The sequence below is a fragment of the Bradyrhizobium sp. ORS 375 genome, from assembly GCF_000239775.1.
Lineage (GTDB): Bacteria > Pseudomonadota > Alphaproteobacteria > Rhizobiales > Xanthobacteraceae > Bradyrhizobium.
Genome location: NZ_CAFI01000497.1, coordinates 75911 through 93832, shown reverse-complemented (window position 1 = coordinate 93832; position 17922 = coordinate 75911). Strand labels below are relative to the sequence as shown.

Here is a 17922-nt window from a genome sequence, read left to right as displayed (position 1 = left end):
ATCAAGCGACCTTCAGGGTCTCGCCGCCGACCTCGCGGTTGCACGGGCAGAGCTCGTCGGTCTGCAGGGCGTCGAGCACGCGCAGCGTGTCCTTCGGGGCGCGGCCGACATTGAGGTTGGTCGCGTAGACGTGCTGGATCGTGTTGTCCGGGTCGACGATGAACGTGTAGCGATAGGCGACGCCGTCGGGCGAGCGCACGCCGAGGCCGTCGACCAGCGAGCCCTTAGTGTCGGCGAACTGCCAGATCGGCAGCTTGTGCAGATCCTTGTGGTCGCGGCGCCAGGCCAGCTTGCAGAACTCGTTGTCTGTGGAGCCGCCGAGCACGACAGCGTCACGGTCGGCGAAATCCTTCGACAGGCGCGCAAACTCGGCGATCTCGGTCGGGCACACGAAGGTGAAGTCCTTCGGATAGAAGAAGATGATCTTCCACTTTCCAGGAAAGCTGGCTTCCGTCAGGGTCTCGAAGGCGCTCTCGCCCTTCTCCTCCTGCAGATGAAAACCGGGCTTCACGCCGACGATTTCGAACGACGGCAGCTTACTCCCAATTCCGAGCATGTCGCACTCCAAGAAAATTCTGCGCTGCAATAGCGAGGCCCATTGTGCATTGCAAGCGATATGCCATTAGCTATCAACATCAATGCGTTGGAGGAAATGCGACAGCCCGCCGACTCGTGTTGCGAATGCGAGTAAGGACGATGTTCGAGACCCGACGAGGCGCGCGTGAGCTGATCGCTCAGCGTCCGATTCGCGACAGACGCCCACATGCATGTGGAGCGTGCGTCGATTGCGGGCTCCACTTTTGAGTTGATAAGCTTGTCAAACCGCATGCTGCCAGTCTGGCGCAGGCCATCCGAGTTATGGCGCGGCTGCAATTTCTTTGTGCGGGCTTAGTGGCAAAATTGACATTATCGCCTTTGTTGCGATGCACGTTTGACCACAGCATCCGCTGAAGCGGCAGCCAGACGACAAGCGCTCGGCAAAGCAAGGGCATCGCATACGAAGGCGCGGTTCATCGCGCTTGGTGTTGTCAGCTTTTCAGCAGATCGCGTCTGTTATTTCGCCTTGCTGCGTGGCGGCCTGACCATACTCTCCGCTCAGAGTTTCAACGCCTGGGAGGAGTTCAGCGCCATGAGCGAACGTGTCTCGGCAATATCCGCGAGCACCAATCCATCGATCGATCGCCGTCGTTTCCTGTCGACCTCTGCCGCGCTGGCGGCAGGCTTGGCTGCACCGACATTGATCGGAACCCGGAAGGCGGCTGCCGCCGGTCTCAAGACGGTCCGCTTCAGCGAGGCCGTGCACAATCTCGGCTACATCAATCTCTACGTCGGCATGCATGCCGGCATCTTCAAGAAGAACGGCCTGGACATGCAGGTGAGCGCCGCAGGCGGCGACACCCAGACTTTCGCCGCCGTGCTCGGCGGCTCGGCTGACTTCGCGATCGGCGATGCGACGATGGCGCAGATCTCGCGCGAGAACGGCGGTCCCGGCGTGGTCGTCGGCACCGTCGTGCAGCGCGCGCATTATTTCGGCGTCTCCAAGACGCTCCAGCCGATCACCGACCCCAAAGGGTTCAAGGGCCTCAAGATCGTGACGTCGCCGGAGCCGAACACCAACTACAGCGTCGCCAAGCGGCTGCTGGAGAAAGCGGGCATGAAGGTCGGCGTCGATGCGACGATCGTGCCGGTCAATCCCGGCACCGAGATCGCGGCGATGCTGGCGGGGCAGGCCGACATCGCCATCGCCTATCAGCCCAGCGTCGCAGCCGCGGAAGCGCAGGGTGCCAAGGTGGTGTTCGACTTCTCCAACTATATCGGTCCGTTCTGCAACACCGGGATCATGGTGCTGCCGACCACGATCCAGAAGGATCCGGAGATGGTGCAGGCGCTGGTGACCTCGTTCGAGGAGGCCTCGCGCAAGACCTACGCCGATCCCGCCTTCTCGAAGGAGGTGGCACGCAAGGAATTCCCGGATCTGCCCGGCGAGGTCGTTGACAAGGCGATCGATGCCGAGCTGAAATATCTCATCCCGGCACAGTCGGTCATCACCAAGACCGATCAGTGGGCGAACTTGATGGAAATGCAGGTCTATCTCGGCAACGCCAAGGGCTCGGTGCCGTTCGATCAGATCATCGACAATTCGTTTGCTGAGAAGGCGATCGCCAGTCTCAAATGACTGAGGTGAGCGGCACGATGCAAATGGGGCCGGGCGCTGGTGCAGGGCCCGTACCCCCGCTCGTCGTCGAGCATGTGGCCAAGAGCTACGAGCTCGATGGCGGCCGCGTTGTGCCGGTCATCGGCGACCTCAGCCTGACTTTGCGAGAGGGCGAGATCGTCAGCATCGTCGGTCCTTCGGGCTGCGGGAAGACCACGCTCTTGAACACGCTGTGCGGTCTCCTCGCGCCCGATGCCGGCCGCATCCGCTGGCATGGCAGGGAGGTCGCGGGACAGCCGCAGAACGTCGGCTACATGCTGCAGAAGGATCTGCTGCTGCCGTGGCGCACCGCGCTGGGCAACACGATGCTCGGCCTCGAGATCCGCGGCGTGCCGGCGGCGCAGGCCGAGGACCGCTGCCGCGCGATGCTCGACCAGCTCGGGCTGCACGGCTTTGCCGATCATTATCCCTCGACCCTGTCCGGTGGCATGCGCCAGCGCGTCGCGCTCGCCCGCACGCTGGTCAACGAGCCCGAGGTGCTCCTGCTCGACGAGCCATTCGCCGCGCTGGATTTCCAGAGCAAGCTGCTGATCGAGAACGACACGGTCGATCTGGTGCGAAAAGGACGGCGCTCGCTGCTGCTGATCACCCACGACATCGAGGAGGCGGTGTCGCTGGCCGACCGCGTGATCGTCCTGACCAAGCGCCCGACGCAGATCAAGGCGGTCTATGACATCGCGCTCGGCGACGAGCGCCGCGATGTGATCTCGGTCCGGCAGGCACCGGGCTTCAGCGATTACGTTCGCAGCATCTGGACCGATCTCGACGTGGTGCTGCAATGACGGTCGAGCTCGATGCAGCTCCTGCCGCGAAGGCATCAACCGAGCGCGTCGCACCAACCGGCCGCTGGCCGCGCCTGCGCGGCACGCTCGGGGTGCTGCTGACGCAGCTCGTCGTGCTCGCGGCTTTTCTGGCGTTCTGGGGATACGCGACCGGCCAGAACAAGACGGCGGCCTTCATGTTCGGCTCGCCATCGGCGATCTTCAAGTTCCTGTCGCAGATGGCGGTCGACGGCAGCCTGTGGCGCGACACCTCTGTGACGGGCCTCGAGACGCTGCTCGGCTTCTTCGTCGGCAACTGCATCGGCACGCTGATCGGGCTGTCGCTGTGGTACTCGCGCTTCGTCTCGCGCGTGGTCGAGCCGTTCGTGATCGCGCTCGGCTCGATCCCCATCATCGCGCTGGCGCCGATCATCATCATCTGGTTCGGCACCGGCCTGACCTCGAAGGTGGCGATGTCGACGCTGTCGGTCGTGATCGTGGCGCTGGTCACCTCCTACAAGGGCGCGACCGGCGTCGATCCCGACCAGATCAATCTGTTGCGCACGCTCGGCGCCTCGAAATTCCAGATCTTCCGCAAGCTTGTGGTGCCGGCGTCTCTGACCGACATCTTCGCAGGACTGAAGCTCACGGTCGGCTTCGCGCTGATCGGGGCCATCGTCGGCGAGTTCATGTCGTCGTCGGAAGGGCTGGGGCACGCGATCTTCAAGGCCGGCTCGCTGTACATTATTCCAAAGGTCTTCGCGGCGCTGGTCGCCACCATCGCGCTGGCGCTGGTCCTGACCTTCGCGGTCGGCAAGATCGAGCAGTTGCTGATGCCATGGCGCCGGCAGCTGCAGCGCTGACGACAGGGCCTCATCATCATGTATCACCAGAAACGTAACGGCGGACAAAGCAGGGAGTGATCATGTCGAAGCGCATCGGCAAGGCTGGCAATATCAAATACGCGCTCTCCGGCGATGACGCGTTCATCGCATCCGTCGAACCCGGCGAGATTTTCGTCGTCGAATGCGCGATCAACGTCAATGACGGCACCATCCGCGCGCTCGGCCAGCAACTGGTCGAAAGCGACGTGACGCTGCCTTACGTCAACGGCGCGACCGGACCGATTGAGGTGCGCGGCGCCAAGGCTGGCGACATGCTGCGGCTTGACATTCTCGACATGGAGCTCGACCGGCTCGGATTCACGGCGCTGTGGCCGGGCATCGGCATGTTTCCCGACTGGGTGCGGCGCAAGGAGTTCGGTATCCAGACCCGCGTGGTCGCCGTCGAGAACGGCCACGTGCTATGGAACGAGCATGTGAAACTGCCGGTGCGGCCGATGATCGGCGTCGCCGGCGTGGCGCCGGTGCATGGTGCCGTGTTGACCGTCGACAATGGTCCGCATGGCGGCAATCTCGATGTGCAGGAGATCACGTCGGGCAATTCCGTCTTCTTCCGCGTCAACAAGGACGGCGCGCATCTCTTCCTTGGCGACTGCCACGCCATCCAGGGCGACGGCGAAGCCAACGGCATGGGCGCGATCGAGATCGCGGCGAACCTCACCGTCAAGGTCTCGCTCGACAAGGCTCCGGCGCGGCTCAACCATCCGCGGATCGAGACGCCGACGCATATCTGCACGCTCGGCTGCGCGCGCCCGCTGGAGGATGCGATGCGGATTGCGTTCGAGGAGATGATCAACTGGCTGGAGGATGACTGGAAGATCCCCGCGGCCGAGGCCTACATGCTGCTTGGCCAGGTCGCCGAGGCGCGCTGCACCCAGGTGGTCAATCCGAAATACACCTACATCTGCAAGGTCAACAAGGCCTTGCTCGCCGGCTATCACGGCTGAGGCCGTCCACTCGAGATGAAGGAGAACACCATGGATCTGGGATTAGCCGGCAAGAGCGTGCTGATCACGGGCGGCAGCAAGGGCATCGGGCTCGCGATCGCCGAATTGTTCGCCGCCGAAGGCGCCAACGTCGCGATTTGCGCCCGCGATGCGGAGGCGGTGAGCAAAGTGGTCGCGAAGCTCGCGGCGAAGGGCGTGAAGGCGTGGGGGCAGGGGATCGACGTCGCCGATGCCGTCGCGCTGAAGGGCTGGGTCGATGGTGCGGCCAAGGAGCTCGGCGGTATCGATTGCATGGTCTGCAATGTCAGCGCGCTCGCCGTGGGCGATACGCCCGAGACCTGGGAGAAATCCTTCCGCACCGACATGATGCACACCGTCAATTCGATCGCGGCGGCCGTTCCCCATCTCGAGCAGTCGAAGTCGGCCTCGATCAGCATCATCTCCAGCGTGTCCGGCTTCGAGGTCGACTTCGCCGCGGGATCCTATGGCGCGATCAAGGGCGCGTTGATTCACTACGCGAAGGGCCTCGCGCACCAGCTCGTCAGCAAGGGCATCCGCGTCAACGCCGTGTCGCCGGGGAACACCTATTTCGAAGGCGGCATCTGGCAGAACATCGAGAATGGATCGCCCGATCTGTTCAAGATGGCGATGGGCCTCAATCCGACGGGACGAATGGGAACCGCCGAGGAGGTCGCTTATGGCGTCGTGATGCTGGCGAGCCCACTGGCGAGCCGCATCTCGGGAACCAATCTCGTCATCGACGGGGCCTTGACCAAGGCGGTCTAGATTCCCCTGCATGCAAGCTTGCAAGCCATGCAGCAAGAGAATGCTGCACTGCGGCTAATGTCCGACTCTCCCGGCGGCCTCACGAGTTGAGAGCCCTTGAGGCCGCAAGGGAGAACAAAGCATGCAGGCACTCGTGCAGCAGCTGTCGGCACTGGTTCCAGAGTGGATGATCGGGCCGGCTTTGATCATCGGCGCCATTCTGGGCGCGCTGCTGGTCTACAAGGTCCTGCGCGCCGCCGTGAAGCGCGCCATCGGGCCGCGCAAGTCGATCCTGCTGCCGATCCTGCAGCGCACCGCAGGGCCCGCGCAGCTGGCACTCTGTTTGATTGCGGTGGCCCTTGTGCTGCCGCTGGCGCCATTGAACGAGGGCTGGCGGCGCGCGCTCGCGCATCTGTTCGTGGTGGCGACGATCGCGCTGGTCGGCTGGATCACGATCCGGATCGTCGACATGGTGTCGGCGCGCTATCTGCAGCGCTTTCGCGACGACATCACGGAGAATTTCCTCGCGCGCAAGCACGTCACGCAGGTGCGCGTCTTCAAGCGCGTCATCGATACGCTCATCATCATCGTCGCAGTCTCGGCGGCGCTGATGACCTTCGATTCCGTCCGGCAATATGGCGTCAGCCTGTTCGCATCGGCCGGCGCCGCCGGTCTGATCGTCGGTCTCGCAGCAAGGCCGCTGCTCAGCAACCTGATCGCGGGCGTGCAGATCGCCGTCACTCAGCCGATCCGGATCGAGGATGCCGTGATCATCGAGAACGAATGGGGCTGGGTCGAGGACATCGCCTCGACCTACGTCGTGATCCGGCTGTGGGACTGGCGTCGCATGGTGGTGCCGCTGTCCTACTTCATCGAGCGCCCGTTCCAGAACTGGACGCGCGATGCGGCCTCGCTGATCGGCTCGGTGGTGCTGCATGTCGACTACGCCGCCGATGTACCGCGCATCCGCAAGCGGCTGGAGGAGGTGGCCAAGGAATCCAAGATCTGGGATGGCGCGGTGGTCAATCTTCAGGTCGTCGATACCAATGCCCGCACCATGGAACTGCGCGCCCTGGTGAGCGCACGCAATGCGCCGCAGGCCTGGGACCTCCGCTGCGAGGTCCGCGAGAAGCTGATCGCCTTCCTGCAGCGGGACATGCGCGAGGCGCTGCCGCGCGATCGGGCCGACATCTCGCCGCCATTGTCGGTGTTCAATCCGCAATCGCCGCCGCATTTCGCAGCTGCATCGAACTGACCTCAGCTCCCTGTGATCGGCCAACTGTCCACGATGCTGAAGCGGCTTGTCGAGCTGGATTGCCGGAACAGTGCAATCCGATCGATGGCGAGCCTGGAGAGATCCAGGCCGGCGAAGCGGTCTTGCAGCATCGCCAGAACAGGCCGGCGAGGTTCGTCGGACAGCCGGCGGGTCAGCGTCATGTGGAAACGAAAATCCTCCATGACATACGGATAACCCCAGCGGTCGAGATGCTCCCGCTGGCGCGGCGAGAGCATCTCCGGCTTGCGCCGGGCGCGATCCTCCGCGCTCATGGGGGCCCGAAAGGGCTCGAACCTCTCGACGCAGGCGGCGGCAAACTGTTGCAGCTCTTGCGACGCCTCGCCGGGGATCACAGCGATAAAGCCGCTGATCGCATCGACGACGGGACGGATGATCGGAATGGTCCTCGGAGTTGCAGCGAAAGCGGCACAGGCGGCGGACAGATCAGCTTCGGTCCGCTCATCGTGCAGCGGAAACGGGGCTTTCAGCGTGGCATGGAAGCCGTACTTCCGCGCGTCGGCGGTAAGCTCCGCCCAATCGGGCGTCGCATCCAGTATCCCGCCTGGAAACTCCCTCTCGTTCCCCGTCCAGGCGTCGTAACCGAGCAGGTCGGCACCGAACGTGGCGAGCGCCGTGTCCGGCGCCGGAGTGTAGTAGATGGCGTAGCGCGGGAAGCCGGCCATGACTGTCACTCCGCCGCCGCTGCGCGCGGCGCTGCGCTGGTGCTGAGACGATCGGCTTCTGCGAGGTGGACGAGACGGCCCGCCGCGATCACTGCGACGATACGCGGTCGCAGCGGCATGCTGTCGTCGACCAGGACGATGTCCGCGCGCTGGCCTGGGGTGAGGGAGCCGCGGTCGGACAGGCCTGCGGCCTGCGCAGGGCCGGATGAGATCAGGCTCCAGGCGCGCGCCAGCGACAGAATGCCCTCAGCGACGAGGCGATAGGCCGCCAGCACGGGCGCTGGATAGTAATAGTCGGACGCCAGCACCGAGCACAGGCCCTTGGCGATCATGTCGCTGGCCTTGGTCCAACCGGTATGGCTGCCGCCGCGCACCACATTCGGAGCGCCGAACACGATGGCGTCACCGCCGGCAGCAGCCTCGCGCGCCGTCTCCTCATTGACCGGAAACTCGGCGATTCCGACGCCCTGTCCGCGAAACGCTCGGCGCATCTCTGGACTCTCATCGTCGTGCGACAGCATGCGGAGGCCGGCTTGGCGCGCTGCTTCGGCCAGGCGTGCGATCGACGCCGGCACCGCGTCTGCGCGGGCTACAATGCGCGCGACGAGGCGATCGAATTCGTCGCCGGAGAGGCCGGTGCGGTCGACCATGCGCTGCCGCTTGTGCGGCTTGTCGAGGCTCGCCACCGTCGAATCCATATGGTCGTTGAAGGCGAACAGGTCGATGCGCCGTGCGGCGATCAACTGGCGGATCTCATCCTCGTCGTCGAGATTGTAGGTTTCGTGGCGCAGATGGAAGCGCGTGTCGGCCGCAAGTCGCGGACGCAAGCTCTCGATGGCCTCCAGCAGCTGACGCGCATTGCCGGCGCTGCGCAGGCCAGGCTCCCATGACCATGTGGTCGCGTGGAACACGGTGGTGATGCCGTTGCTGATGGCCTGGCGGTCGCTGTCAACAAGCGCGACGTCGATCGGGAAATCGACGCCGGCCCGCGGCATCATCTGCCGCTCGAACGCGTCGCCATGGATGTCGACGATGCCGGGCAGCACAGCGAGGCCGGCAGCATCGAGCTCCAGCATCGGCACCCGCGTCGTGGCATCGTGCCGGTCGATGATGATGCCTTCGGACACGGCGAGGGAGGTGTCAACGAGCTCGGAGCCGATCAGGCAGCGGCCGGAGGAGATGGAGATGTCAGTCATCGAGCGGCACTCTGCCGCACCTGGCGTCCGCCGTCGAGAGCCGCCTCGTACTTGTCCAGGAATGCGCTGATTTCGAGCTGCCTGAAATCCGGCAGCGCCGCGTGCAGGGTGTCGTGATCCCAGTCCCACCACGCGAGATTGACGAGGCGCTGCTCGATCTCGATCGGAAAGCGTCGCTTGATGATGCGGGCGGGATTGCCGGCGACGATGGTGTAGGCGGGCACGTCCTTGGTGACGATGGCTCCCGCGGCCACCACGGCGCCGGTGCCGATTTTCCGTCCCGGCAGCACGATCGCGCCATGGCCGATCCACACGTCATGACCGATATCGACGTGATGCTGCCTGCGCCAGGCAAAGAACTCCGCATCATCAGCCTCGCCGTGGAAATAGGCGCTGGCCCGATAGGTGAAGTGAGCCTGGGTGGCGCGATGCATCGGGTGATTGCCCGGATTGATCCGGGTCATCGCTGCAATCGAGCAGAACCTGCCAATCGTCGTGTAGGTGATCTGGGCGTCGTTGACGACGTAGGAGTAGTTGCCCATCGTCACCTCGTGAAGGATGGTGCGGGCGCCGACCTCGCAATAGGCGCCGAGCTGCGTCTCGTGGAGCTTTGCGCTGGGATCGACGGTAGGGTCGATGGAAAGCGATTTGCCGGCCATGTCGTTCTCTATTCCCTTGAGACCAAGCAGAACCTGTAAGGCGCTCATCATGACAGTTGCGTGACATGTAAATGACGCGACAGCCGCCGGTGTGGATGAGGGAGGCAGCGTAAACGGACTGTCACATAACTGTTGAATCCAGACGCTAGCGGTAGGGCAAAGCGAGGCGTCTGGAGAATTTCATGCTGGTGGTCAATGGTCTGACGTGCCGTTTCGGCGCGAAAGCCGCGGTCGACAATGCGTCCTTCTCGGTGGCCCCCGGCAGCTTCGTCGGTGTGATCGGACGTTCGGGCGCCGGAAAGTCGACGCTGTTGCGCTCTATCAACCGGCTGAGTCCGATCAGCTCAGGACAAGTTCTATTCAAGGATCTCGACGTGACGGCGCTGCGCGGCCGCGAGCTGCGCCTGTGGCGCGCCCGCTCGGCGATGATCTTCCAGCAGTTCAATCTGGTCGGCCGACTCGACGTGCTCACCAACGTGCTGATGGGCCGGCTCGCCGAAATCTCGTCTTGGCGCTCACTGGCGCAGCTGTGGCCGGCCGAGGACGTCGCAATGGCGCTGTCCGCGCTGGAGCAGTTCGACATGGCCTCGCTTGCCGCGCAGCGCGCCGATCAGCTCTCGGGTGGTCAGCAGCAGCGCGTCGCGATCGCCCGCGCGCTGGTGCAGAACCCCGAAATCATCCTTGCCGACGAGCCGATCGCGTCGCTCGACCCGCGCAACACCAGGATCGTGATGGATGCGCTGCTGCGCATCAACAAGCATTTCGGCATCACCGTGGTCTGCAACCTGCATTCGCTTGATCTCGCGCGCAGCTATTGCGACCGCCTGATCGGCATGGCGCAGGGGCGCGTCGTGTTCGACGACGTGCCGGCGGCGCTGACCGCGCAGATCGCGCGCGAGCTGTACGATCTGGAGGCTGACGAGGTCATGGATGGCGTACGCCCCGTGCCTCCCGCAACCGTTCCGGCCTTTGGCGAAGCTGCCGTGGCCTGAGGCGTGAGTAACGCACCTTTCGACCGTCGCTCGCCGCGGCGGCCCTGACTGCATGACACCAAAAGAGGATTTGCCATGATCAATCGTCGCATTATTCTGGCCGGCATTGCCGCGCTGGGCTTCGCCGGCTCGGCCTCCGCTGAGGACTGGAAGGCGAAATATCCCGAGCTCACCTTTGCGGTGATCCCGGCCGAGAACGCCTCCGGCGTGACCGAGCGCTGGACGCCGTTCGTCAACTATCTGTCGAAGGAGCTCGGCACCAAGGTGACGCTCCGTATCGCCAACGACTACGCGGCGGTGATCGAAGGCCAGCGCGCCGGCAACATCCACATCGCAAGCTACGGCTCGGCCTCGTTTGCCCGTGCACGCCTGACCGGTGTCAAGATCGATGCCTTCGCCAATGACATCAATTCTGACGGCAGCACCGGCTACTACTCGGTGTTCTTCGTCAAGGCCAACAGCGCCTACAAGAAGATCGAGGACCTCAAGGGCAAGAACCTCGGCCTGGTCGATCCGAACTCGACCTCGGGCAACAACGTGCCGCGCTTCGAGCTCAACAAGATGGGCGTGACCGACGCCGAGACCTATTTCGGCAAGGTCGTGTTCGCCGGCAGCCACGAGAACGCGATCCTCGCTCTGGCGCAGGGCACCGTCGACGTCGCCGCCAACCAGTGGACCAGCGACAACGACTCGACCTTGGCGCAGATGCTGACCAAGGGCATGCTGAAGAACGCCGACGGCTCGCCGATGAAGAAGGACGATTTCCGCATCATCCACAAGTCGGCGCCGATCATCAACGGCCCTTATGCCTATAATTCGGATCTGCCCGCGGATCTGAAGGCGGCGATCGCCAAGGCCTTCTTCGACGCGCCCACCAAGGACAAGGCGGCGTTCGACCGTCTCTCCGACGGCCAGAAGAAGGGCTTCCATCCGGCCACGACCAAGGATTGGGACGGCACGATCGACCTGATCAAGTTCGTCGACAGCCTGCGCAAGAAGGCGTCCTGATCGACGTTGCACAGGCAAGAGCCGGGTCGGGCATGACCCGGCTCTTGCCATGACCACGCCCGGCATTTTCAGAACGAGAGCAGCACGAATCCGATGGCGGTCGCCGTTTCGATCCTGCCGAGACAGCAGCTTGAGGCTTTGAACGACGCGTATCGCCGGGCCGTCGCCCGCCGCCGCCTGCGTCTTGCGATCTCGGCGCTGGTGTTCCTGGCTGTTCTCCTCGTCGCCGCCATCGGCGCCGAGGTCAATCTGGCGACGCTGTTCACCTATTTCGGCAATTTCGCCAGCTATTTCGATCGCATTTTCACGCTCGACGACGGTCACCGCGTCTGGACGAACATTCCCGAGTGGTTCTGGGGCTTCAAGAAGTGGATCAAGCTGCTCGGTGAGACGCTGCTGATCAGCTATGTCGGCACGCTCGCCGGCATGCTGGTTGCGTTCTGTCTCAACTTCCTGGCGGCGGAGAATACTACGCCGGCGCCGTGGGTCCGATTCACGGTGCGCCGGCTGCTCGAGTTTGCGCGTACGGTGCCTGGCATCGTGTTCGCACTGATCTTCGTCATCGCCTTCGGGCTCGGCCCTGTGGCTGGCGTGCTCGCGATCGCGGTGCATTCCAGCGGCGCGCTCGGCAAGCTGTTCTCCGAGGTGGTCGAGAATGCCGACATGAAGCCGGTCGAAGGGATCAGGGCCACCGGCGCGAGCTGGCTGTCCTGCATGCGCTTCGCCGTGCTGCCGCAGGTGATCGCCGGCTTCTCCAGCTACACGCTGCTGCGCTTCGAGATCAACGTGCGCGAGGCGTCGGTCATGGGTTTCGTCGGCGCCGGCGGCATCGGCCAGGAGCTCGTGGTTGCGATCCGCAAGTTCTATTATTCGGATGTCAGCGCCATTCTCGTGATGATCGTGGTGACGGTGTTCCTGATCGATATCGGCACCGGCTGGCTACGCGGCCGGCTGTTCGGCGCGGAGGCGCGGACATGAGCCTCCAGGACCCCCCCGACCAGGCGCAGCTGCGCGAGCGCTATCCGTACGTCTTCAACCGGCCGATGTCGGCGCGGCTGGCAACCCCTGTGGTGCTGCTGCTGGCGCTTGCGGTGTTCATCTTCGGTCTCGTCGATCTGGACTTCTCACCGTCGCGGATCCTCTCCGGTCTTAGTCAGCTCGGCTGGATCGCGCGCCTGATGCTGCCGCCCGATCCCGGCTCGTCGTTGCCGATCTATCTCAAGGCGCTCGGCGAGACGCTGTCGATCGCGGTGCTCGGCACCACGCTGGCCGCCTGCGCCGCGTTCCCCGTGAGCCTGCTCGCGGCCCGCAACGTCATTCCCTCCGCGATCTTCCGGTTCCCGGTGCGCCGCCTGTTCGATACGATCCGCGGCGTCGACACGCTGATCTGGGCGCTGGTCTGGATCAACGTCGTCGGCCTCGGGCCGTTCGCCGGCGTGCTCGCGATCGCGGTCTCCGATTTCGGCGCGCTCGGCAAGCTGTTCTCGGAGGCGATGGAGAGCGCCGACCGCAAGCAGGTCGAAGGTGTGCGTGCATCCGGCGGCAACGCACTGCATGAGATCCGCTTCGGCCTGCTGCCGCAGGTCCTCCCCGTCATGGCCGGCCAGGTGCTCTATTTCATCGAGTCCAACACCCGCTCGGCCACGATCATCGGCATCGTCGGCGCGGGTGGCATCGGGCTGCAACTCGCCGAGCAGATCCGCGTGCTGGAATGGCAGAAGGTGTCGTTCCTGATCCTGATGATCCTGGTGGCCGTGGCCGCGATCGACTGGATCTCGAACAGACTGCGCTTCGCCATCATCGGCCGCCGCGCCGTAGCCTAAAGCCGGGCTATCCCTCAATCTCGAAGGTCACGCGCTCCGCCGCAAAGCGGGAGCGCTTGCTGACCAGCGGCGTGCCGTCGGCATCGATGTCGGTGCTGTCGACGACCAGGACCGGCCGGCCCAGCGCGAGATCGAGCCGCGCAGCGTCGCTGGCGTCGACGATCGCCGCCGTGATGCGGGTCGAGCCGCGGCGATAATCGCAGATGCCGTAATGCGCCAGCAGAGCGGTCATGGAGCGGACAGCGGCAAAGATGCGGCCCGCATCCGGAAACCGCTCGGCCGACAGAAATGACGTGCTGACGCAGATCGGCGTCTTGTCGGCGAAGCGCAGCGCCTCGATGCGAGCCAGCGGCGCGCCCGTCTTCAATCCCAAGGCGCGTGCAAGCTCGCGGGTCGCCGTCTCCTCGGACGCCGCAATCAATTGTCCGCGCGGCTCGCGGCCGCCGGCGCCGACGATCTCGGAGAAGCGCGTCCGCGAGCGCAGCGGGTAGGACAGGCGAGGGGCCTCGACATAGGTGCCGCTGCCGCGCTCGGCGCGCACCAGCCCGCGCTCGGCCAAGGTCGCGAGCGCGCGCCGCACGGTATGGCGGTTGACGCGATAGCTGTCGGCGATCTCGGTCTCGCCGGGCAGGCGTGTCCCCGCCGGGAAGCGACCCTCGGCGATGTCGCGCTCGATGCCGTCGGCGACGCGCCGCCACAGCGCCACGCCCGAGGTGGCGTCCTCAATGCTCATTGCGGCTCCCGCCGGCTCTGATCGAAAATCACGGCCATGTCATCAAACAGTCATGGCGTCCTCTTATCAAGTTGTCTATTATCATAGACAACTTCAGCCGGGCAAGATCAGGACGAGGGATGAGCGGCGAGATGGCGTTGCAGGAGAGGCGGAAAGGCGCGATGCGCGTGCTCGCGCATGTCCCCTCGGCTGAGATCGGGGCGCGGATAGCCGAAGTGGCGGTGCCGTCGCATCGGGAGCTCCGGGCCGCCGAGAGCGGGCTCGTGATGGTGCGTGGCCGCATCGGCGGCGACGGCGCGCCGTTCAATCTCGGCGAGGCGACCGTGTCGCGCGCGGCCGTCAGGCTCGACAGCGGACAGGTCGGGTTCGGCTATGTGCTCGGTCGCGACAGCGACAAGGCGCGGCTGATCGCGCTGTGCGATGCGCTGCTGCAATCGCCAGAGCACGCGGGGGCCATCGAGACCAAGGTCGTGGCGCCGCTTCGCGCGCAGATGCAGGCGGCTCAGGAGCAGGGCGCGGCCGAGGCCGCCGCCACGCGAGTGGATTTCTACACCATGGTGCGGGGAGAGGGGTGATGGCGGCGATGACGATCGAGCTGCAGCCGGGGTTCGCCGACAAGGTGCTGTCGGCGCAATCGACGTTCCGCACCGTCATGGAGGCGATGGCGCGTCCCGGCCAGGCGATGCCGGTCCTGGATGTGGTTGATGGTCCGTCCTCGATGATGGCGGGGGTCGCGGCACTCGCACTCACCTTGCTTGATCAGGATACGCCGGTCTGGCTCGACCACGCATTCGCAAGCGCGCCGGATGTCGGTGCATGGCTGAAGTTTCACACCGGTGCGCCGATTGTCGCGCGGCCGGATGCGGCGACCTTCGCGCTGATCGCGAAGCCTGCCTCGCTGCCGGACCTGGCCTCATTCGCACTGGGGACACCGGAGTATCCCGATCGCTCGACGACGCTCATCATGCAGGTGTCGAGCTTGACCGCGGGACAGACTTTTCATCTCCGCGGCCCAGGCATTGATGGCACGACGGCGCTGACGGCCACGATCGAGCCTTGCGATCTGTTCGCGCGGTTGTCGATCAATGAAGCGCTGTTTCCACGCGGCGTCGACATGATCCTGGTCGACGGTCGTTCGCTGGTCGCGATCCCACGCACGACGCGCCTCGCTTCATCAGGAGTCTGACGCATGTATGTGGCGGTCATGGGTGGCGAGCGCGCCATCGAGAATGCACACCGGCTGCTGGCGCATGAGCGCCGGGGCGATCGCAGCGTGCCGGAGCTGTCGCTGTCGCAGATCTCCGAACAACTGGGGTTGGCGGTCGATCGCGTCATGAGCGAAGGGGCGCTGTATGACCGAGAGCTGGCCGCGCTCGCGATCAAGCAGGCACGGGGCGATCTGATCGAGGCGATCTTCCTGGTCCGCGCTTTCCGCGCGACCCTGCCGCGCTTCGGTGCGACGGAGCCGGTCGACACCGGCGCGATGCGCGTGCAGCGGCGGATCTCGTCCACCTTCAAGGACATTCCCGGCGGTCAGGTGCTCGGCCCGACCTTCGACTACACACATCGGCTGCTCGATCCAGGTCTGGCGGAGGGCGGCAATCCGGCGGCCCCGGCCCTCGCCGCGACCTCCGACGTCCCAATGCCGCGCGTGACCGACATCCTCAGGCAGGACGGGCTGATCGAGCCGTCTCCGGTGGCGGAGGAAGACGCGCCAGTCGGCGATCTCACGCGAGATCCGCTGAGCTTTCCTGCAGGCCGTGATCTGCGATTGCAGAATCTCGCGCGCGGCGACGAGGGCTTCCTGCTCGCGCTGGGATACTCGACCCAGCGCGGCTACGGCCGCAACCATCCGTTTGCCGGCGAGATCCGTTTCGGCGAGGTCGAGGTCGAGTTCTTCGCCGAGGAGATCGGCTTCGCCGTGCCGCTCGGTTCGATCGAATTGACCGAATGCCAGATGGTCAATCAGTTCAAGGGCTCGGCGACCGAGCCACCATGCTTCACGCGCGGCTATGGATTGGCGTTCGGCCAGAGCGAGCGCAAGACGATGTCAATGGCCCTGGTCGACCGCGCGCTGCGCGCCCGCGAGCTTGGCGAGGATGTGGTCGCGCCGGCGCAGGACGAGGAGTTCGTGATGTCGCACTCCGACAATGTCCAGGCGACCGGGTTCGTCGAGCACCTCAAGCTGCCGCATTATGTCGACTTCCAATCCGAGCTCGGCCTGTTGCGCAAGCTGCGCCGGGAGTTTGCCGATGCCAATGCCGCTCCTGAGATGAAGGAGGCTGCGGAATGAACGCTCCGACCTACAATTTCGCCTATCTCGACGAGCAGACTAAGCGGATGATCCGCCGCGCCATCCTCAAGGCGATCGCGATACCCGGCTATCAGGTGCCGTTCGCAAGCCGCGAGATGCCGATGCCCTATGGCTGGGGCACTGGTGGTGTCCAGGTCACCGCAGCCATCCTCGGTCCCAAGGACGTGCTCAAGGTGATCGACCAAGGCTCGGATGACACGACGAATGCGATCTCGATCCGCAAGTTCTTCGCCAAGACGGCAGGCGTGGAGACGACGACGTCGACAGATGCTGCGACCGTGATCCAGACCCGCCATCGCATTCCCGAGGCGCCGCTGCGCGCCGGGCAGGTGCTGGTCTATCAGGTGCCGATCCCGGAGCCGCTGCGCTTTCTCGAGCCGCGCGAGACCGAGACGCGCCGCATGCATGCGCTGGCCGAATATGGGCTGATGCACGTCAAGCTGTACGAGGACATTGCGCGCTTCGGCCACATCGCGACGTCCTATGCCTATCCGGTCAAGGTCAATGCGCGTTATGTGATGGATCCGTCGCCGACGCCGAAGTTCGACAATCCGAAGATGGACAATTGCCCGGCGCTGCAATTGTTCGGCGCCGGACGCGAGAAGCGCATCTACGCCATTCCGCCCTATACGCCGGTGGTTTCGCTCGACTTCGAGGACCATCCGTTCACACGCTACAAGTTCGATGCACCCTGCGCGCTGTGCGGTGCGGAGGAATCCTATCTCGACGAGATCGTGACGGACGACAAGGGCAGCCGCATGTTCGTCTGCTCCGACACCGATTATTGCGAGGGTCGCCAGGCGGCCGGACATCGCGGCGTTGAGAGTGCCGCTCCGCACAAGGAGGCCGCCAATGGTTGAGGTAACCGGCGCATCGGATCAGCCGCTGCTCGTCGCCGAAGGGCTGACGAAGAGCTACGGCCGGCTGGCCGCCTGCCGCGACGTGTCCTTCGTGCTCTATCCCGGCGAGGTGCTCGCGATCGTCGGCGAATCCGGCTCGGGCAAATCGACGCTGCTGCAGATGCTCTCGGCCCAGCTCGCCCCAAGCGGCGGCCGCGTCTCCTATCGGATGCGCGATGGCGTGCTGCGCGATCTCGCAGAGCTCGGCGAGGCCGAGCGACGCTTCCTGTTCCGAACCGACTGGGGCTATGTGCATCAGGACCCGGCGCAGGGCCTGCGGATGGCGGTGTCGGCCGGCGCCAATGTCGGCGAGCGGCTGATGGCGGTCGGCTGGAATAACTACGGCCGGATCCGGCAGACCGCGTCGTCCTGGCTCGAGCGCGTCGAGATCGATGTCGCCCGTATCGACGACGCGCCGCGGACCTATTCCGGCGGCATGCGTCAGCGGTTGCAGATCGCGCGCAATCTGGTGACGGAGCCGCGACTGGTGTTCATGGATGAGCCGACCGGCGGGCTCGACGTTTCCGTTCAGGCGCGGCTGCTCGACCTGATGCGCAGCCTCGTCAACGAGCTCGGCCTCGCCGCGATCGTGGTCACGCATGATCTTGCCGTGGCGCGGCTGTTGTCTCATCGTGTGATGGTCATGAAGGAGGGGCGGGTGATCGAGACCGGCCTGACCGACCAGGTGCTCGACGATCCCCGCGAGCCCTACACACAGCTCCTCGTGTCCTCGATCCTGCCGGCGTGAG

20 protein-coding genes are annotated in these 17922 nt (G+C 64.8%); 15 read left to right on the top strand and 5 right to left on the bottom strand.

What is annotated here, in order from left to right:
* Position 1: 1 nt before the first annotated feature.
* Positions 2 to 556, bottom strand: a complete 555-nt coding sequence (locus BRAO375_RS35485) for a peroxiredoxin (protein WP_009032247.1) — start codon at positions 554 to 556, stop codon at positions 2 to 4.
* Between the two features lie 573 nt (positions 557 to 1129).
* Between BRAO375_RS35485 and BRAO375_RS35480 the strand changes: the two genes are divergently transcribed.
* From BRAO375_RS35480 to BRAO375_RS35455, 6 genes are all read left to right on the top strand, one after another.
* Positions 1130 to 2176: an ABC transporter substrate-binding protein gene (locus BRAO375_RS35480; RefSeq protein ID WP_009032246.1), complete on the top strand. Its 1047-nt coding sequence runs from the start codon at positions 1130 to 1132 to the stop codon at positions 2174 to 2176.
* A gap of 17 nt (positions 2177 to 2193) precedes the next feature.
* Complete coding sequence (locus BRAO375_RS35475) at positions 2194 to 2997, top strand: ABC transporter ATP-binding protein (RefSeq protein WP_009032245.1); 804 nt, start codon at positions 2194 to 2196, stop codon at positions 2995 to 2997.
* Entirely contained in the window at positions 2994 to 3839 is an 846-nt protein-coding gene (locus BRAO375_RS35470) for an ABC transporter permease (protein ID WP_009032244.1), read from the top strand. The genes BRAO375_RS35475 and BRAO375_RS35470 overlap by 4 nt, the downstream gene beginning before the upstream one ends.
* A gap of 62 nt (positions 3840 to 3901) precedes the next feature.
* On the top strand, positions 3902 to 4825 hold the full coding sequence (locus tag BRAO375_RS35465) for an acetamidase/formamidase family protein (protein WP_009032243.1): 924 nt from the start codon (positions 3902 to 3904) through the stop codon (positions 4823 to 4825).
* Between the two features lie 30 nt (positions 4826 to 4855).
* Positions 4856 to 5611 carry an SDR family NAD(P)-dependent oxidoreductase gene (locus BRAO375_RS35460; RefSeq protein WP_009032242.1) on the top strand — a complete coding sequence of 252 codons (756 nt, stop codon included), beginning with the start codon at positions 4856 to 4858 and terminating at the stop codon, positions 5609 to 5611.
* Between the two features lie 121 nt (positions 5612 to 5732).
* Positions 5733 to 6845 carry a mechanosensitive ion channel family protein gene (locus BRAO375_RS35455; protein ID WP_009032241.1) on the top strand — a complete coding sequence of 371 codons (1113 nt, stop codon included), beginning with the start codon at positions 5733 to 5735 and terminating at the stop codon, positions 6843 to 6845.
* Positions 6846 to 6847: 2 nt separating this feature from the next.
* On the opposite strand, the gene BRAO375_RS35450 is transcribed toward BRAO375_RS35455, so the two are convergent.
* Genes BRAO375_RS35450 through BRAO375_RS35440 form a run of 3 tightly spaced genes read right to left on the bottom strand, consistent with a single transcriptional unit; the run spans position 6848 to position 9404 of the window.
* Positions 6848 to 7549, bottom strand: coding sequence for a DUF1045 domain-containing protein (locus BRAO375_RS35450; protein WP_009032240.1), 702 nt, complete (start codon positions 7547 to 7549; stop codon positions 6848 to 6850).
* A 5-nt stretch (positions 7550 to 7554) separates the two neighbouring features.
* Positions 7555 to 8745: an alpha-D-ribose 1-methylphosphonate 5-triphosphate diphosphatase gene (locus BRAO375_RS35445; RefSeq protein WP_009032239.1), complete on the bottom strand. Its 1191-nt coding sequence runs from the start codon at positions 8743 to 8745 to the stop codon at positions 7555 to 7557.
* Positions 8742 to 9404, bottom strand: a complete 663-nt coding sequence (locus BRAO375_RS35440) for an LbetaH domain-containing protein (RefSeq protein ID WP_009032238.1) — start codon at positions 9402 to 9404, stop codon at positions 8742 to 8744. The genes BRAO375_RS35445 and BRAO375_RS35440 overlap by 4 nt, the downstream gene beginning before the upstream one ends.
* 182 nt (positions 9405 to 9586) lie before the next feature.
* Here BRAO375_RS35440 and phnC point away from each other — a divergent pair, with 182 nt between their 5' ends.
* The 4 genes from phnC to phnE (BRAO375_RS35420) all read left to right on the top strand — a co-directional run bounded on the left by phnC (position 9587) and on the right by phnE (BRAO375_RS35420) (position 13227).
* A complete protein-coding gene (gene phnC / locus BRAO375_RS35435) occupies positions 9587 to 10396 on the top strand; it encodes a phosphonate ABC transporter ATP-binding protein (RefSeq protein WP_009032237.1) in 810 nt (269 codons plus the stop codon).
* A 75-nt stretch (positions 10397 to 10471) separates the two neighbouring features.
* A complete protein-coding gene (phnD, locus tag BRAO375_RS35430; RefSeq protein ID WP_009032236.1) occupies positions 10472 to 11404 on the top strand; it encodes a phosphonate ABC transporter substrate-binding protein in 933 nt (310 codons plus the stop codon).
* Between the two features lie 93 nt (positions 11405 to 11497).
* The gene (phnE, locus tag BRAO375_RS35425) at positions 11498 to 12382 is read left to right on the top strand and encodes a phosphonate ABC transporter, permease protein PhnE (protein ID WP_009032235.1); all 885 of its coding nucleotides are present in this window, start codon (positions 11498 to 11500) and stop codon (positions 12380 to 12382) included.
* Complete coding sequence (phnE, locus tag BRAO375_RS35420; protein ID WP_009032234.1) at positions 12379 to 13227, top strand: phosphonate ABC transporter, permease protein PhnE; 849 nt, start codon at positions 12379 to 12381, stop codon at positions 13225 to 13227. The genes phnE (BRAO375_RS35425) and phnE (BRAO375_RS35420) overlap by 4 nt, the downstream gene beginning before the upstream one ends.
* A gap of 7 nt (positions 13228 to 13234) precedes the next feature.
* Here phnE (BRAO375_RS35420) and phnF read toward each other — a convergent pair whose 3' ends face one another.
* Positions 13235 to 13960: a phosphonate metabolism transcriptional regulator PhnF gene (gene phnF / locus BRAO375_RS35415; protein ID WP_009032233.1), complete on the bottom strand. Its 726-nt coding sequence runs from the start codon at positions 13958 to 13960 to the stop codon at positions 13235 to 13237.
* Between the two features lie 119 nt (positions 13961 to 14079).
* Here phnF and phnG point away from each other — a divergent pair, with 119 nt between their 5' ends.
* Genes phnG through phnK form a run of 5 tightly spaced genes read left to right on the top strand, consistent with a single transcriptional unit; the run spans position 14080 to position 17921 of the window.
* The gene (phnG, locus tag BRAO375_RS35410) at positions 14080 to 14535 is read left to right on the top strand and encodes a phosphonate C-P lyase system protein PhnG (protein WP_009032232.1); all 456 of its coding nucleotides are present in this window, start codon (positions 14080 to 14082) and stop codon (positions 14533 to 14535) included.
* Complete coding sequence (gene phnH, locus BRAO375_RS35405; protein WP_009032231.1) at positions 14535 to 15146, top strand: phosphonate C-P lyase system protein PhnH; 612 nt, start codon at positions 14535 to 14537, stop codon at positions 15144 to 15146. The genes phnG and phnH overlap by 1 nt, the downstream gene beginning before the upstream one ends.
* 3 nt (positions 15147 to 15149) lie before the next feature.
* Positions 15150 to 16253, top strand: coding sequence for a carbon-phosphorus lyase complex subunit (locus BRAO375_RS35400; protein ID WP_009032230.1), 1104 nt, complete (start codon positions 15150 to 15152; stop codon positions 16251 to 16253).
* Positions 16250 to 17134 carry an alpha-D-ribose 1-methylphosphonate 5-phosphate C-P-lyase PhnJ gene (locus tag BRAO375_RS35395; RefSeq protein WP_009032229.1) on the top strand — a complete coding sequence of 295 codons (885 nt, stop codon included), beginning with the start codon at positions 16250 to 16252 and terminating at the stop codon, positions 17132 to 17134. Before BRAO375_RS35400 ends, BRAO375_RS35395 begins: the two co-directional genes overlap by 4 nt.
* A complete protein-coding gene (phnK, locus tag BRAO375_RS35390) occupies positions 17127 to 17921 on the top strand; it encodes a phosphonate C-P lyase system protein PhnK (protein WP_009032228.1) in 795 nt (264 codons plus the stop codon). Before BRAO375_RS35395 ends, phnK begins: the two co-directional genes overlap by 8 nt.
* Position 17922: the final 1 nt, after the last annotated feature.

Coding starts and splice junctions, on each gene's coding strand:
- BRAO375_RS35485 (WP_009032247.1), bottom strand. CDS start 556: ATGCTCGGAATTGGGAGTAAGCTGCCGTCGTTCGAAATCGTCGGCGTG.
- BRAO375_RS35480 (WP_009032246.1), top strand. CDS start 1,130: ATGAGCGAACGTGTCTCGGCAATATCCGCGAGCACCAATCCATCGATC.
- BRAO375_RS35475 (WP_009032245.1), top strand. CDS start 2,194: ATGCAAATGGGGCCGGGCGCTGGTGCAGGGCCCGTACCCCCGCTCGTC.
- BRAO375_RS35470 (WP_009032244.1), top strand. CDS start 2,994: ATGACGGTCGAGCTCGATGCAGCTCCTGCCGCGAAGGCATCAACCGAG.
- BRAO375_RS35465 (WP_009032243.1), top strand. CDS start 3,902: ATGTCGAAGCGCATCGGCAAGGCTGGCAATATCAAATACGCGCTCTCC.
- BRAO375_RS35460 (WP_009032242.1), top strand. CDS start 4,856: ATGGATCTGGGATTAGCCGGCAAGAGCGTGCTGATCACGGGCGGCAGC.
- BRAO375_RS35455 (WP_009032241.1), top strand. CDS start 5,733: ATGCAGGCACTCGTGCAGCAGCTGTCGGCACTGGTTCCAGAGTGGATG.
- BRAO375_RS35450 (WP_009032240.1), bottom strand. CDS start 7,549: ATGGCCGGCTTCCCGCGCTACGCCATCTACTACACTCCGGCGCCGGAC.
- BRAO375_RS35445 (WP_009032239.1), bottom strand. CDS start 8,745: ATGACTGACATCTCCATCTCCTCCGGCCGCTGCCTGATCGGCTCCGAG.
- BRAO375_RS35440 (WP_009032238.1), bottom strand. CDS start 9,404: ATGGCCGGCAAATCGCTTTCCATCGACCCTACCGTCGATCCCAGCGCA.
- phnC (WP_009032237.1), top strand. CDS start 9,587: ATGCTGGTGGTCAATGGTCTGACGTGCCGTTTCGGCGCGAAAGCCGCG.
- phnD (WP_009032236.1), top strand. CDS start 10,472: ATGATCAATCGTCGCATTATTCTGGCCGGCATTGCCGCGCTGGGCTTC.
- phnE (WP_009032235.1), top strand. CDS start 11,498: ATGGCGGTCGCCGTTTCGATCCTGCCGAGACAGCAGCTTGAGGCTTTG.
- phnE (WP_009032234.1), top strand. CDS start 12,379: ATGAGCCTCCAGGACCCCCCCGACCAGGCGCAGCTGCGCGAGCGCTAT.
- phnF (WP_009032233.1), bottom strand. CDS start 13,960: ATGAGCATTGAGGACGCCACCTCGGGCGTGGCGCTGTGGCGGCGCGTC.
- phnG (WP_009032232.1), top strand. CDS start 14,080: ATGAGCGGCGAGATGGCGTTGCAGGAGAGGCGGAAAGGCGCGATGCGC.
- phnH (WP_009032231.1), top strand. CDS start 14,535: ATGGCGGCGATGACGATCGAGCTGCAGCCGGGGTTCGCCGACAAGGTG.
- BRAO375_RS35400 (WP_009032230.1), top strand. CDS start 15,150: ATGTATGTGGCGGTCATGGGTGGCGAGCGCGCCATCGAGAATGCACAC.
- BRAO375_RS35395 (WP_009032229.1), top strand. CDS start 16,250: ATGAACGCTCCGACCTACAATTTCGCCTATCTCGACGAGCAGACTAAG.
- phnK (WP_009032228.1), top strand. CDS start 17,127: ATGGTTGAGGTAACCGGCGCATCGGATCAGCCGCTGCTCGTCGCCGAA.